Annotated in this window: 13 protein-coding genes; 10 read left to right on the top strand and 3 right to left on the bottom strand. The window is 62.6% G+C overall.

Annotated elements, in window-relative coordinates; translation table 11 throughout:
- Nucleotide 1: 1 nt before the first annotated feature.
- Nucleotides 2-1,624 carry an FAD-binding oxidoreductase gene (locus NKH13_RS11070; RefSeq protein ID WP_352912516.1) on the bottom strand — a complete coding sequence of 541 codons (1,623 nt, stop codon included), beginning with the start codon at nucleotides 1,622-1,624 and terminating at the stop codon, nucleotides 2-4.
- Between the two features lie 185 nt (nucleotides 1,625-1,809).
- Here NKH13_RS11070 and NKH13_RS11075 point away from each other — a divergent pair, with 185 nt between their 5' ends.
- A complete protein-coding gene (locus NKH13_RS11075; RefSeq protein ID WP_352912517.1) occupies nucleotides 1,810-2,304 on the top strand; it encodes a YegJ family protein in 495 nt (164 codons plus the stop codon).
- Between the two features lie 13 nt (nucleotides 2,305-2,317).
- Here NKH13_RS11075 and NKH13_RS11080 read toward each other — a convergent pair whose 3' ends face one another.
- Entirely contained in the window at nucleotides 2,318-3,289 is a 972-nt protein-coding gene (locus tag NKH13_RS11080; protein ID WP_352713099.1) for a hypothetical protein, read from the bottom strand.
- Nucleotides 3,290-3,361: 72 nt separating this feature from the next.
- Nucleotides 3,362-4,402, bottom strand: coding sequence for a CapA family protein (locus tag NKH13_RS11085; protein WP_352912518.1), 1,041 nt, complete (start codon nucleotides 4,400-4,402; stop codon nucleotides 3,362-3,364).
- Nucleotides 4,403-4,545: 143 nt separating this feature from the next.
- Between NKH13_RS11085 and NKH13_RS11090 the strand changes: the two genes are divergently transcribed.
- The 9 genes from NKH13_RS11090 to NKH13_RS11130 all read left to right on the top strand — a co-directional run bounded on the left by NKH13_RS11090 (nucleotide 4,546) and on the right by NKH13_RS11130 (nucleotide 14,029).
- Nucleotides 4,546-5,793, top strand: a complete 1,248-nt coding sequence (locus NKH13_RS11090; RefSeq protein WP_352713101.1) for a hypothetical protein — start codon at nucleotides 4,546-4,548, stop codon at nucleotides 5,791-5,793.
- 113 nt (nucleotides 5,794-5,906) lie between these two features.
- Complete coding sequence (gene uvrB / locus NKH13_RS11095) at nucleotides 5,907-9,215, top strand: excinuclease ABC subunit UvrB (RefSeq protein ID WP_352912519.1); 3,309 nt, start codon at nucleotides 5,907-5,909, stop codon at nucleotides 9,213-9,215.
- Nucleotides 9,216-9,277: 62 nt separating this feature from the next.
- Nucleotides 9,278-9,754 carry a hypothetical protein gene (locus NKH13_RS11100; RefSeq protein WP_352468440.1) on the top strand — a complete coding sequence of 159 codons (477 nt, stop codon included), beginning with the start codon at nucleotides 9,278-9,280 and terminating at the stop codon, nucleotides 9,752-9,754.
- Between the two features lie 29 nt (nucleotides 9,755-9,783).
- Nucleotides 9,784-10,344: a hypothetical protein gene (locus NKH13_RS11105; RefSeq protein ID WP_352468439.1), complete on the top strand. Its 561-nt coding sequence runs from the start codon at nucleotides 9,784-9,786 to the stop codon at nucleotides 10,342-10,344.
- Between the two features lie 298 nt (nucleotides 10,345-10,642).
- Nucleotides 10,643-12,172 (top strand): ABC-F family ATP-binding cassette domain-containing protein, encoded by a 1,530-nt coding sequence (locus NKH13_RS11110; protein ID WP_352912520.1) that lies wholly within the window; start codon nucleotides 10,643-10,645, stop codon nucleotides 12,170-12,172.
- A 98-nt stretch (nucleotides 12,173-12,270) separates the two neighbouring features.
- A complete protein-coding gene (locus NKH13_RS11115) occupies nucleotides 12,271-12,660 on the top strand; it encodes a nuclear transport factor 2 family protein (protein ID WP_352713106.1) in 390 nt (129 codons plus the stop codon).
- Between the two features lie 212 nt (nucleotides 12,661-12,872).
- Nucleotides 12,873-13,046, top strand: coding sequence for a hypothetical protein (locus NKH13_RS11120; protein WP_023719167.1), 174 nt, complete (start codon nucleotides 12,873-12,875; stop codon nucleotides 13,044-13,046).
- 143 nt (nucleotides 13,047-13,189) lie between these two features.
- Nucleotides 13,190-13,618, top strand: coding sequence for a VOC family protein (locus NKH13_RS11125; protein ID WP_352713109.1), 429 nt, complete (start codon nucleotides 13,190-13,192; stop codon nucleotides 13,616-13,618).
- Between the two features lie 57 nt (nucleotides 13,619-13,675).
- Nucleotides 13,676-14,029, top strand: coding sequence for a DUF1428 domain-containing protein (locus tag NKH13_RS11130; protein ID WP_352713111.1), 354 nt, complete (start codon nucleotides 13,676-13,678; stop codon nucleotides 14,027-14,029).
- The last annotated feature ends 35 nt before the right edge of the window (nucleotides 14,030-14,064 follow it).

Consider the following 14,064-nt stretch of genomic DNA (forward strand, 5'->3'; position numbering starts at 1 on the left):
CTCAGGCCGTGCCGATCAGTGCCTTGACGGCGCGATAAAACGTCGACGAAAACAGCTCGTCCGGATCGTATTGCCGCTTCTTCGCCAGGAAGGACGGCAGTTCCGGATAGGAGGCAAGCAGTTCCTTGCCCGTATAATGAAGCTGGTAGGGCAGGAAAAAACGCCCGCCATGCTTGATCGTCACGTCGATCAGCGCCCTTGTCAGCGCCCGCATCCTGGCATTGCCGTCGGCGTCGGTCGGCTGATTGATGTAGAGCACCAGCGAATAGGCCGGCTCCGGCGCATAATTCAGCGCCACATCCTCCTTGTGGACGATGCGCACCGACGCGTTGAGCACCGGCAGGCTCTGGTTGCGCAGGATCTCGCGCGCTTCCGCGATGAACGGGTTATACGCCGCCCGCGGGATGAAATATTCGTGCAGTATGTCGGTCTCATCGAGCAGATCGTTGAACAGATAGGGCACTGAATCGTGCATCGGATTGTTGCGGGTGACGAGGCAGGCCTCGCCCTCGGCCATTGCCATTGTCCGCGCCACTGTGCAGCTCTCGAATTGCGGCTCCAGCGTCTTTTCGGTGAACCATTTCAGCTCCTGGAACAGGCTGCCCCACTTCGCCAGGTTGATGATCACCCGCTTCAGCCCAACCGAACCCGGCTCGCCGATTGCCGGCTGGTCGGCCGGCGGCTGGTCGGCCACCTTGTCATAGCGGTAGACGATCATATCCTCGAGGAAATTGCCCGGCGCAGTCGACAGATGCCCATAAAACAGACCGATCGCCCTGTTTGGCTCCAGCACCTCGGCGAAGAACTTTGGAAAGTCGTCCGATTTGATGATCTCGCGCGAGGTCCGGTAGACGGCGTTGTCGACGATGTCGAGCGTCGCCTCCAGCACCACGCCGAACAGGCCGTAGCCGCCGACGACGTGGCGGAATAGCTCGGTGTTTTCAGCCGGTGAGCAGGTTGTCACCGAACCGTCCGCCAGCATCACCCGCATCGAACGGATCGAGCCGGCAACGGAGCCGGCCTGGTGGTCCATGCCATGCGCGTTGACCGACAGCGAGCCGCCGACCGAAAAGATGTCAGTCGACTGCATAGCCTTCACCGCAAAGCGCGGGTGCAAAAGGTTCTGGATGTCGTGCCAGCGCGCGCCCGGCTGCAAGGTCATCGTCTTCGCCGCCGCATCGACGCTGACCTTGTTGAATTTGCGCATGTCGAGGACCAGTGCGTTGTCGTCGAAAGCGTGGCCGCCCATCGAATGGCGCACCGCCGCGATCGAGACCTTCAGGCCATTGGTGCGGGCAAAGGCCAACGCGCTCGCAATGTGGTCTTCCTCGCTGACTTCGATGACGCCGTAGACTGGCGTCATCGACAGGCCGCTGGCATCGTTGATGTCGCCGCCCTTGGTCAGCCATGGCAGCGACGTATCGTAGGCTGGCAGGCCCTCCAGCGGCTTCTGAGCCAGGTCGATCCCGTCAATGTCGGCAATGCGCCCGGAATTCTTCTGCCCGGACGGACCGCGCGCCAGCCGCGCCACGGTCGTGCCGCCCCACAGCATCGCGCCGCCCACCACCGCCGCACCCAGCAGCAGCCGCCGCGACAGGCGAAACCCCTTGCGTTCTCCGATCATGAACCCCTCGCTGCCTCAGAGATAGCGCGAGCTTCCGGCAAAAACCATAGCCGGAGTGCGTAGCAGAACTACAGCGGCAGTTCAGGAGCATTTTCTTATGGTTGCAATGAAGGTATTTTTCGCGCTATGATTGAAAAAACGAACGGATCCATGATGATGCTGACCATTGTAAGGGCGCCCATTCCATGAAGCACGTGTCCCGCGCGATACTGTCCCTGATGCTAGCGCTTGCTCCGATATCCGCCGAGGCTCAGGACTCCAGTCAGGGCGACGACAGCGTCGTCGCAGTCGCGCCTGACGATCCAGATATGGCGGCGACGACTGCACAGGCACGTGCCGGCCTGGATGAATTCCTAGCATTATCCCAGACACCGCCACCTGGAACGGACACATTCAAACTGAAGGTGATGATCAAGGACGGAAATGTGACCGAACACTTCTGGGTCATCCCGTTCCAGCGGAACGAAACCGGATTCGTGGGGATATTGGCGAATGAGCCACATAGTGTCCACAACGTCGTGGCTGGCCAGTATATCGAATTCAACCGGGACGATATTTCCGACTGGGGATACACCAGAAACGGTCACCAGGTTGGCAGTTTCACCGTTTGTGTGATGTTCAGGTCGATGTCGAAGGAAGAAGTCGACTACATGCGAAGCGAACGCGGCTTCGATTGCTGACCGCCCAGCCGGACTAACCCGCCTCCTCGTCCCTCGCCCCGATCTTGCGCACCAGCGCCGCTGTCGCCAGCATCGCGCCCATGTCGGCGATCATCGGCGCGACATGCTTGGTGTAGTCGAGGCGCGTGGGGATATCCGGCAGCTCGAAGAAATTCCTTTCCTGCGGCAGCAGCAGGAAGCCGTCACTGCCGCTGAGCGCCACGCGTGCCGGATCGTTCGGCCGGGTCTCGCCGAGCCATTGCAGCGCCTGCGCCAGCCGGCCGGTCACCAGCGGCCGCGCCGCCTCGATGTTGTCGGTGCGGAACTCGTAGGCGGCATCGAGCTCCGGCACGCCGCTGGACAATTCCTGCATCTTGCTGCCGAAGATGCCGCGGAAGAAGCCGACGGCTTTGTTGGTCCGGCGCGCGGCGACCAATGTGCCGGGGAACGGCACGATCGTCTCGAAGGCGACGATGACGCCCTTGAACACTGCCGTCGTGCTCTTGCCCGTCCCTTCCCGGAGCTCTGCTTCGTACAGCTCGAACGGAAACCCTTCATAGCGGCCGGAAAAAGCATCGTCGAAAGACTGTCGGTTGAATGGGCCAACCGTCTCGCGCGGCAGCCGGTCGAACGAATTCGGCTTGACGCTGTGCCGATACTGCATGTCCTCGATGAAGCCGAAGATGATCGGCAACAGCGTGCTGCGAAACGACTGCTGCAATTTGCTCGCTGGCTTGATCGCCCGGAAATAGAGCAGGATCGCCGCCAGGAATCCGCCGATATAGAGGAACACATGCGGGGTCGAGAACCACTGCTCGCTCGGGTCGGCAACCCCGTTGAAGAGCCAGGCCACAAACACCACGAACACCAGCACCAGCCCGATGAACAGCGGCACCCGCCAGCGCGTCCGGCGATGGGCCGAAGCTCTTTCGGCCTCATAGGCCTCGATGTTCTTCCTGAGGCCGGCGATCACCGCTTCGCTCGGCATGAAATCCGCAGTTTCCATCACCCACCGCCGCCACAAGCCTGCCCGCGTTGAGCATGATAGCCGGTTTGGTGGACCGCGTCAGCGCAGCCGTCAGCGCCCGGCACCGAAGATCGCATCGAGGCGGGCCAGAACCCTTTGCCTCGATTTTCCCGCCAGCGCTTCGACCGGGACCAGGCGCTCGTGATCGCCGGCGCGCAGCCGCATGAAGGCATGCAGCCGGTAGGCGGCGATGGCCCCGCGCGTGCCGGGATCGTCGCTGATGTCGACGACGAGAATGGCGCCGATGCGGCCGGGCCATGGCTGGCTCGAAAATGCGGTACCGAAGAAATCGCCGAGCCCATAGGCAACGAGCGTCTTGCCGGTCCGCTCGATCGGCTGCACGACATGCGCATGATGTCCGGCGACCAGGCCGACGCCATGTTCGGCCAGAAGCCGCGCCAGTGCCCGCGTCTTCGCACGTGGAAAATGCCGGAATTCCCAATCCCAATGTGGCACTGCGCAGAGGAGGTCGACACCCGAAGCGGCGTCGCGCGGCCATTGCGTCGGATCGCCTTGCATCGAGACTCGGCCCGCAAACTGAGCCGCGCCGACATTGCGCCACAAGGTAAAGGCGGCAAGGCCGATTGTCAGCGCCCCGACTGCAAACCGCTCGACCGGAACCGCAGTGCCGATCGTGCGGATGCCGAGCCGCTCCAGGGCGGCGACCGTCTCATCGAAGCCGGCAATAGCCTGGTCGAGCACATGGTTGTTGGCCAGCGACAGCACCAGTTTTTCACGCGAAATGCCGGCGGCGGCCAGCGCCTCGGCAAGGAACCGCTCGCTCATCGCGTGGCGCGTGCCAAGCCTGGTGCCCAAAACAGCGCTCGGCCGTTTCACCACCGGGCTTTCGCAATTGCCGACCACCAGATCGGCCGAGGCAAGCAGTGCCGCAATCGCCGGATCGCAGTCCGGCGCGCGGCGATTGGCCACCGCCGAGATATCGCCAACGAAAGCCAGCCGCACCGTCCGCGCCGGCAGCGGTTCGAGCAGGGCTGCGGCCGCCGGAGCAAAGCCGCGCGCGTCGCCATCGAGCGAAGGCCGGAGGAAGCGTGGCAGCCACGACAGTTTGTAGGAAAGCGGATAGTTCGACACGCGACGGCCCAATGGTTTGCCTTGTGTAGACCGCCAGCCGGATTGATTGAAGCGCAGACTGTTATCGGTGAACCACAGGGCTACAGGCGCGCGAACCAAATGCGTGTATGATCCACTGGGGAGCGACAAAAGGGGCGATCACGATGAAGCGTTTTTCCAGGCTGGTGGCGTGCGCCATCATTCTTCTCCTCCCGCTGGCTTCACCCAGCGCCGCGGCTCCCGAAGCGGCGGCCCTGTTTGAGGCGAAAACCGTAGCCGAACGCGACAGCGCTCTTGCCGCCCTGGAAGCCGCCGCGCCCGGCGATCCGGCAGCGACCTACGCCGCCGGCGCCGGCGAATTCTTCACCGCGCTGGAGATCCTGGCCGGCGGGCTGCACCGCCACGGTTTCGAAAGCCCGCAATCCTTCATGCTGCCGCTGATGCGGTTGCCGGTGCCGGACAACCCTGATCCCGAGCCGCTGAGCTACGAACAATTCCGCGCCATTCTCGTTGCCTTCCGCGACCGGCTGGAGAAATCCGCAGCCACGCTGGGTTCGGTACCCGCCGACACGGACATCGGTATGGTCATCGACCTCACCCGCCTCGGCATCGACCTCAACGAGGACGGCACGATCGCGCCGGACGAAAGCGCTGCGGCGATCATGGCCTCTCTGTCGGGCACGGGCGGCGCGCCGGCCGATGCCGCCCTCGCCTTCCGCTTCGACCGCGCCGACGGCTATTGGCTGCAGGGCTATGCCGAATTTCTGATGGCGCAGGCCGATTTCTGGCTGGCGCATGACTTCAGCAACACCTTCGACGGTTCGTTCCATATGCTGTTCCCGCGCGCCAAACTGCCGCTGCAGGACACGCTCGTTCCGCCGGACGGCGGCATGAGCGGCGGCATTCTGTCGTCCGAATGGCGCATCGCCGATTTCATCTCGCTGGTCCATCTCATCAACTGGCAAGTGGTCGAGCCGGAGCGCCGGCAAGCGGCACGCCGCCATCTCATGGAAATGATCCGGCTGTCGCGCGAGGACTGGAAAGCCATCCGCGCCGAAACCGACAATGACCGCGAATGGCTGCCCGGGCCGCAGCAGAAAGGCGCCAGCCCGCTGACCGGTCTGGAAGTCGGCGAGCAGCAGGTACAGGCCTGGCTCGCCGCCCTGGCTATGGCCGAGGATCTGCTGGAGGGACGCACCTTTCTGCCGCATTTCCGCATCGCCGACAAAGGCATCAACATGAAGCGCTTCTTCGACGAGCCGAAGCCCTTCGACCTGGTGCTGTCGATCACCGGCCCGGCCATCGCGCCCTATCTCGAGCGCGGCAAGATTCTCACCAGCGAGGAGTTCAATCAGATCCAGCGCCAGTTCGGCGGCGCCGGGTTTCTGACGTTCGCGCTGTGGTTTAATTGAGGGGGAAACTCGGATGGTGCTCCTGACAGCCTGCTGTCAGCAGCCAAATTGCGCCTCGCGCCACCCGCCACTCGGCTCTTTCCATTTTGGCCGATACCTCCCATATTCGGGCCATGGCCAGACTCCCCGACAAGAAAACGCCGCCGCCGGCGAATGACGATCGCGCTTCGCCGCCCAAGCGGCGCAGTCCGCTGACCGATTTCCTCGACGCATCGGAGCCCCTGCACGGCTTTGCCGAGGCGCCGCAGGCCGAGTTCACCGGCGCGCCGCTGACCGGCTCGATCGCCGACTGGGCCGAACAGATCGAGCAGGAAGCCGAGAAGGAAGGGCGCCAAATCTCCCCCCTCGAGGGGGAGATGTCACCGAAGGCGACAGAGGGGGTCGGCAAAGGAAGCGCTCGGCATCAAGGGTCGCCGAGCCCGGACGCACCGACCCCACCCGGCGGCTCCGCCGCCACCCTCCCCTCGAGGGGGAGGGAAGGCGCCAAGCCGGCGAAGAAAATCCCGGAACGCTCCTCTTCCCCCGGCCGTACGGCACGCGGCACCTCGATGGGCGGTGCGGCCTCGGCGCGGGAGCGCACTGCGGCCGGTCTCAACCCTGTCGCCGGCCTCGATGTCTCCCTGGAAGATGCCGAGACCATGGCCTCGGGCGGCGTCACCGCCACGGTCGCGGCACTGTCGGCACTGATCGAATCCGGCAATCCGCTGCACAAGGACGGCGTGCTGTGGACGCCGCACCGCCCTGCCCGGCCGGAGAAATCCGAAGGCGGCATCGCCATCAGGATGGTCTCGGATTTCGAGCCGGCCGGCGACCAGCCGACGGCGATCAAGGATCTCGTCGAGGGCGTCAACAGCAACGACCGCACGCAGGTTCTGCTCGGCGTCACCGGCTCGGGCAAGACCTTCACCATGGCCAAGGTGATCGAAGAGACGCAGCGCCCCGCTCTGATCCTGGCGCCCAACAAGACGCTTGCCGCGCAGCTCTATTCCGAGTTCAAGAAGTTCTTCCCGGAAAACGCCGTCGAGTATTTCGTCAGCTACTACGACTACTACCAGCCTGAGGCCTATGTGCCGCGGACCGACACCTACATCGAGAAGGAATCCTCGATCAACGAGCAGATCGACCGCATGCGCCATTCGGCGACGCGCTCGCTGCTCGAGCGCGACGACGTCATCATCGTCGCCTCGGTGTCCTGCATCTATGGTATCGGCTCGGTCGAGACCTATACGGCGATGACCTTCCAGATGCAGATCGGCGACCGGCTCGACCAGCGCGCGCTGCTCGCCGACCTCGTCGCCCAGCAATACAAGCGCCAGGACATCAATTTCGTCCGCGGCTCGTTCAGGGTGCGCGGCGACACGATCGAGATCTTCCCGGCCCACCTCGAGGACCGCGCCTGGCGCATCTCGCTGTTCGGCGACGAGATCGAGGCGATCACCGAATTCGATCCGCTGACCGGCCAGAAGACCGGCGAGCTGAAGGGCGTCAAGATCTATGCCAATTCGCACTATGTCACGCCGCGCCCGACCTTGAATCAAGCCATCAAGTCGATCAAGGAAGAGCTCAAGCACAGGCTGGTCGAACTCGAACGGGCCAGTCGGTTGCTGGAAGCGCAGCGGCTGGAGCAGCGCACCCGCTTCGATCTGGAGATGCTTGAGGCGACCGGTTCCTGCGCCGGCATCGAGAATTACTCGCGCTATCTGACCGGCCGCCAGCCGGGCGATCCGCCACCGACCTTGTTCGAATACATCCCCGACAATGCGCTGGTCTTTGTCGACGAAAGCCATGTCACCATACCGCAGATCGGCGGCATGTATCGCGGCGACTTTCGCCGCAAGGCGACGCTGGCCGAGTATGGTTTCCGCCTGCCGTCCTGCATGGACAACCGGCCGCTGCGCTTCGAGGAGTGGGACGCCATGCGCCCGCTTTCCGTCGCGGTTTCGGCAACGCCCGGCGGTTGGGAGATGGAGCAATCCGGCGGCGTTTTCGCCGAACAGGTCATCCGCCCGACCGGCCTGATCGACCCGCCGGTCGAAGTGCGCCCGGCCAAGACGCAGGTCGACGATGTCGTGGGCGAAATCCGCGAGACCTCGAGGGCCGGCTACCGCACGCTGGTCACTGTGCTCACCAAGCGCATGGCCGAGGACCTGACCGAATATCTGCACGAGCAGGGCATTCGCGTGCGCTACATGCACTCCGACATCGACACGCTGGAGCGTATCGAGATCCTGCGCGACCTGCGCCTCGGCGCCTTCGACGTGCTGGTCGGTATCAACCTGTTGCGCGAAGGCCTCGACATTCCCGAATGCGGCTTCGTCGCCATTCTCGATGCCGACAAGGAAGGTTTCCTGCGCTCCGAGACATCGCTGATCCAGACCATCGGTCGCGCCGCCAGAAACGTCGACGGCAAGGTCATCCTCTATGCCGACCAGATCACCGGCTCGATGGAGCGGGCGATGGCCGAGACCAACCGCCGTCGCGAAAAGCAGATGGAGTGGAACGCGGCCAACGGCATCACCCCGGAATCGGTCAAGTCGCGCATTTCGGACATCCTGGACTCGGTCTACGAAAAAGATCATGTCCGCGCCGACATTTCGCAGTTCACCGACAGCGCCGGCGCCATGATGGGCAACAATCTGAAGGCGCATCTCGACGCCCTGGACAAGCAGATGCGCGACGCCGCCGCCAACCTCGATTTCGAGAAGGCGGCCCGCATCCGCGACGAGATCAAACGGCTGCGCGAGATGGAGTTGTCCATCTCCGACGACCCGCTGGCCAAATATGCCGACATGGAAAGCCCGGTTTCGGGCCGCGAAAAGGGCAAGCACAACAAGGGCGTGGCCAAACATCGTACGTCAGAGGAACAGGAGCGTTTCCGCAAGCTCGACGAGGCACGTGCCACCGAAGAAGCGGCCAAGGCTGCCCGGCCCAACCTCTTCCGCAAGCCCGCGCTCGACGAGATGGGCGCCGACGGCGCCGTGCCGGTCAAGAAGCCGCTATTCGCAAAACCTTCGCTCGACGCCATGGGCCCGGGCACCGACATGCCGACGCCGGCCGGGGCGGTGTCCCGTTCGCTGTTCAAGAAACAGTCGGCCGAAGAGGCGCACGGCTCCGATTTCGGCATCCCCGGCGAGCCGATCAAACCGCTGTTCAAGAAAAACTCGCTCGACGAGATGACGGTGCGGCGGACCGAGAAGCCGGTCGAGGGAAAAGTGCCGGCCAAGCCACAGCCGATCTCCCCCCTCGCGGGGGAGATGTCAAATGGTGGCAAAGAGGGCAGGACAGCGGGAGGCGCGAAGGAACGCGATGATTCGGCCAAACCCATTGTCCGCCAGCGTGCCGGCATCGGCTCTTACGAAGATCCGGCCGATGCTCGCCGCGAAAAGCGCCGACCCGGCAAGACTGGTCGGCCGGGACGGTAATTCTGCCGTGGCGTTACTTGAGCGCCGCATGTATCTTCTCGCCATCGGCTGGGTGGCTACAGATGATAACACGCCGTTTCTTTGGGCTTCTCGCCGCAGGGTTCTTGCCGTCCCGCGCGGCGTCTCAAACAACAAGCGCACCGCGGCGCTTGCAAGACGACATTCCGATAGCCGCGCAGTGGATATCCAACGCACTGCAAAGTTCGGGCTTCGGCGCGGATTTCTCACCGCAGAGCATATCCGAGGTGGAACGGTTTTTTCGCGAGCAGACGAAGGATGGAGAGCCCATCTCCGGCGGTTTGATATCACAAGATATCGGGCCGCGTTTGTTTGCATTGGGATGCTACTGTGGCGAGGTGCTTCGCAAGGAACTCAGCGGGCATTGGCTGACGAATGACGACGATCCCGAAGGGGAAATTAACGCGGCTCTCGAAGTCGGAAGCGGCGTTACTTGCTGGCCCATGCAACGAGTCATGAAGCGGCTGCGCAACAGCGAAGACGACCTGGTGGCTTGGGCCGAAGGGATCAGGCGGGGCTGAAAGGCCGAGTATCCAACCTACGACAACAATTGGCAGCAAACCTAGGTTCGATGCGGCAACAAGGCAAACTCCACATTCTGCCCCTGATTTTAGGCAGTAAAGACACGCCTTTGCGGGCTGGCGCCGATCTTGGACCGGTGCAGAAACACCTTGGCTTTCCGAAATGGCTGTATGTCTATCAGGATCAGCCATGCGGCTTTCTTCTGGGTTATGGCGATCTGGAAATCAACATTTTGATCAGGCGCGATCGAGCGCGAGTGCACCGTATCAGCATCAAACTTTGGCACATGCCTCATGTGCCCAAGTCCTTGCCTTTGAAATGGAGCGGCAACAGCCAAATCGATCTCGACGGCTTTAGTCCAGCCATGACGTTTTCGGCCGCCAAGACGCTCCTCGCAAGTCTAGGGCTGCAAGCCGAGGAATATAAGATGGAAAGCGGATATGAAACTGTCCGTCGGCTCGTGCTCCCTCATGCCGAACTTCATTTCTTCAAGGGACCGGAAGAACCGATCCTGATGGAGATTCACTTCGAAACGCCACAGGAAATCCAGCGAACCAAGGGTGACTTTATATTCCCTCTGCCAGACTAAGGCCTGCCTGCAGAGGACACACTTGCAACCCACCCCGCCTTTGGTGTAATCGCTCCGCACACTCGACCGTCTTGAAAGGAGGGCTGCGTGTCTTTCGACCACCACCGTCAGCGCGGCCCTGTCTCTGCCCTGCGAGCTTGCTTGCAGGGCTGACCAGAGACGGTCCGGGTTTTTCTTCCCGCTTCGATTTTCTTGGTCTGCCCTTCGTGGTGCTGCAACGCCGAGCCTGATGGCCAGCTTGCGCACCGTCAAAGTGCATTGAACCGGAATCCACTCCGGACAGACCAGAGAAATCGACATGGCCCTGATCAGCCTCAAGTCTCTCGGTGTCACCATGAGTGCGCCGCTCTTCTCCAACCTTGATCTCACCATCGGCACCGGCGACCGGCTCGGCATCGTCGCCGCCAACGGGCGCGGCAAATCGACTTTGCTGAAGTGCCTGACCGGCGACATGGAGCCGACATCAGGCGACATCACCCGCACGCGCGGCCTGCGCGTCGGCTATGTCGAGCAAGTCATCCCCGCAGCGCTGGCCGGGCGCAGCTTTCATGAGGTGGTGGCAGACGCCTTGCCGGCCGAGCAGGCCGAAAGCGAGCAATGGCGCGTCGATGTGGTTCTCGACTCGCTCGACGTGCCGCAGCCGATGCGCGAGCGGCCGATGCGAGCCTTGAGCGGTGGCTGGCAAAGGCTTGCGCTGGTCGCCCGCGTCTGGGTCACCGACCCCGACGTCCTGCTTCTCGACGAGCCGACCAACCATCTCGACCTCGGCAAGATCAGCCAGCTCGAAACCTGGCTGAACGCCCTGCCGCGCGAGGTGCCGCTGGTGATTGCCAGCCACGACAGGGCGTTCCTCGACGCCACGACCAACCGCACGCTGTTCCTTCGCCCTGAACAATCGCCGGTGTTTTCGCTGCCCTATTCGCGGGCGAGGCTTGCGCTGGACGAGGTCGACGCCTCAACCGAGCGCAAATTCCAGCGCGACATGAAAGTGGCGCAGCAGCTGCGCCGGCAGGCGGCCAAGCTCAACAACATCGGCATCAACTCGGGCAGTGATCTGCTGACGGTCAAGACCAGGCAGCTCAACCAGCGGGCAGAGCGCCTGGAAGAAGCGGCAGCGCCGGCACACCGCGAAAAATCGGCGGGCGCGATCAAGCTCGCCAATCGCGGCAGCCATGCCAAGGTGCTGATCACGCTTGACGATTTGGCGGTCGGAACCCCTGACGGCACGCTGTTGTTCAGCACCGGCAAGCGCCATATCTGCCAGCGCGATCGCATCGTCCTGCTCGGCCGTAACGGCGTCGGCAAATCACGGCTGATCGGCCTGATCCGGAACGCCATCGTCGAGCCGGAAACGGCGGCGCAAAGCCTGAAGGTGACGCCGTCGACCGTGCTCGGCTATAGCGACCAGGCATTGTCGGGCATCAGCGGCGACGACACGCCGCTGGCGATGCTGTCGCGCAGATTCGATGTCGGCGAGCAGCGCGCCCGCTCGCTGCTGGCGGGCGCCGGCGTCAACATCGACATGCAGGAGCGCAGGATCGGCGTGCTGTCGGGCGGCCAGAAGGCGCGGCTGATGATGCTGGCGCTCAGGCTCGCCAATCCCAATTTCTATTTGCTCGACGAGCCGACCAACCATCTCGACATCGATGGCCAGCAAGCGCTGGAAGCCGAACTGCTGGAACATCAGGCAAGCTGCCTGCTCGCCTCGCACGACCGCTCCTTCATCAGGGCAATCGGCAACCGCTTCTGGCTGATCGAGAAGCGGCGGCTGACCGAGGTCGACAGTCCGGAAGATTTCTTCCGCTCGGTGGCCGAAGCGGGAGATTGACGATTTTGCCCGATGAATGGCGAGCGGCTCAGCACACTTTCCCGCTCGCCGGAAAAGGCGCATCCTGAGGTCTCGCAAACCTAAGGAGGAAACCGGTCATGCGTGGGGCGGATGTCGTCAGGAAGCTGTATGATGCCTATGCAAAACGTGACATCGAGGGCGCGCTGGTCGACTGCGCCGATGATGTCGTCTTTCGTTGGATCGCCGATCCGGTGCAGTCGCGCTATGCCGGAGTGGCCCGCGGCAAGCAGGAGTTCCTTGCCAGGCTTGTGGCGCTGGACAGCGATTTCGAATACCGGCGCTTCGTCCCGGTTGAGATCATCGATGGCGGCGACAAGGTTGCGGCGCAGGTCGAGATCCATTTGACGCGCCGAACCACCGGTGACGAGTTTGTCTTGCGCACCGCCGATTTCTGGACGGTACGCGACGGCAAAATCATCGAACTGGTGGAATATTACGACACCGCTCTGGCCGCATCTGTCATCTGAGTCCAGTCCGTCGGACGGCACGCAGCTAAGCTTCCGGTTGGATGTGCGCTGACTTGGCGGTCGTCGCTCGATTCCCGGCAGGTGAGAAACGCCGTCTTCGATTGAATCCGGCCTTGCGGAAAAAAATCTGACGCTCTGTCGGATGATGATCGCCTGCCACGTCCTTGGGTTGCCGACACGGTGATGCCGGCGCCAATTGAGGAGAAAGCATCATGTCTATTCTGTCATCCATAGGTCACGCCGTGACCCGTTACTCGGCGGCTCGCGCCCGTTACCGCAGCGAACGCGCCATCCTTTCATTGCCGATCGAGCTGCGCAAAGATATTGGCTGGCCGGAAATCGTCGTCGACGCGCAAAACAGCCCGCGGATTCGCATCGAAGGTTGAAAGGTGCCAGTTGGCCGTGGCAGCAACGCGCCATTTCGGACCCGCGCCCGGCATTTGAAAAAACCATCGGCCGTGTAGGATCGTCGCCGTTTCGTTCGTCCTGTGGTTCGCAAAGGCAAACCAGAAGCAAAGAGGAGTATGACATGAATGACCAGCCGCAGACCCAGCCCGCCGCCAAAGTGCTTGGCGGGTTGACGCCCTACCTTCAGCTGGACGGCGCTTTCAAAGCCGCAGAATTTTACCAAAAGGCCTTCGGTGCCGAGCAGGTCTTTGCCTATCCGCCGGACGAACAGGGCCGCACCATGCATATCCATCTCTACATCAACGGTTCGACCCTGATGCTTTCCGACTTCTATCCCGAGCATGGAATGGCCGCTGTGAAGCCTCAGGGCTGCACCATGCAGCTCCATCTCGGCAGCGACGACATCGACGCCTGGTGGAAGCGGGCCATCGAGGCAGGCTGCGAGGAAGTCGTGCCGTTGCAGGTGATGTTCTGGGGCGACCGCTGGGGCAATATGCGTGATCCGTTCGGCGTCGAATGGGCGATGAACGCACCGGTGAAGAAGGCTTAGCACATTCTTCCTTCGCCCTTTGCGGGAGGAGGAAAAACCTACCCAGGAGGAAATCCAATGTCTTATGTCGATGGTTTCGTACTTGCCGTGCCGAAGGCAAAGCTCGATGCCTACAAGAAGCTGGCGGAAACCGCCGGCAGCGTCTGGAAGGAGCATGGCGCGCTTGCCTATGTCGAATGCGTCGGCGACGACGTGCCCTATGGCGAGATCACCTCGTTCCCGCGCGCCGTGCAGGCCAAGGACGACGAGATCGTCATCTTCTCATGGATCGTCTATGAATCCAGGCAGAGCCGCGACGCAGTGATGGCCAAGGTGATGGCCGATGAGCGCCTGAAGGCCGACTGGTCGACCATGCCGTTCGACGGCAAGCGCATGATCTTCGGCGGCTTTCAGCCGTTTATGGAGCTTTAGATGCATGTCGCGCAAAAGTGTGCAGCGGTTTTGCG

Origin of the sequence: Mesorhizobium sp. M1348 (genome assembly GCF_040317925.1) — a bacterium.
GTDB lineage: Bacteria > Pseudomonadota > Alphaproteobacteria > Rhizobiales > Rhizobiaceae > Mesorhizobium.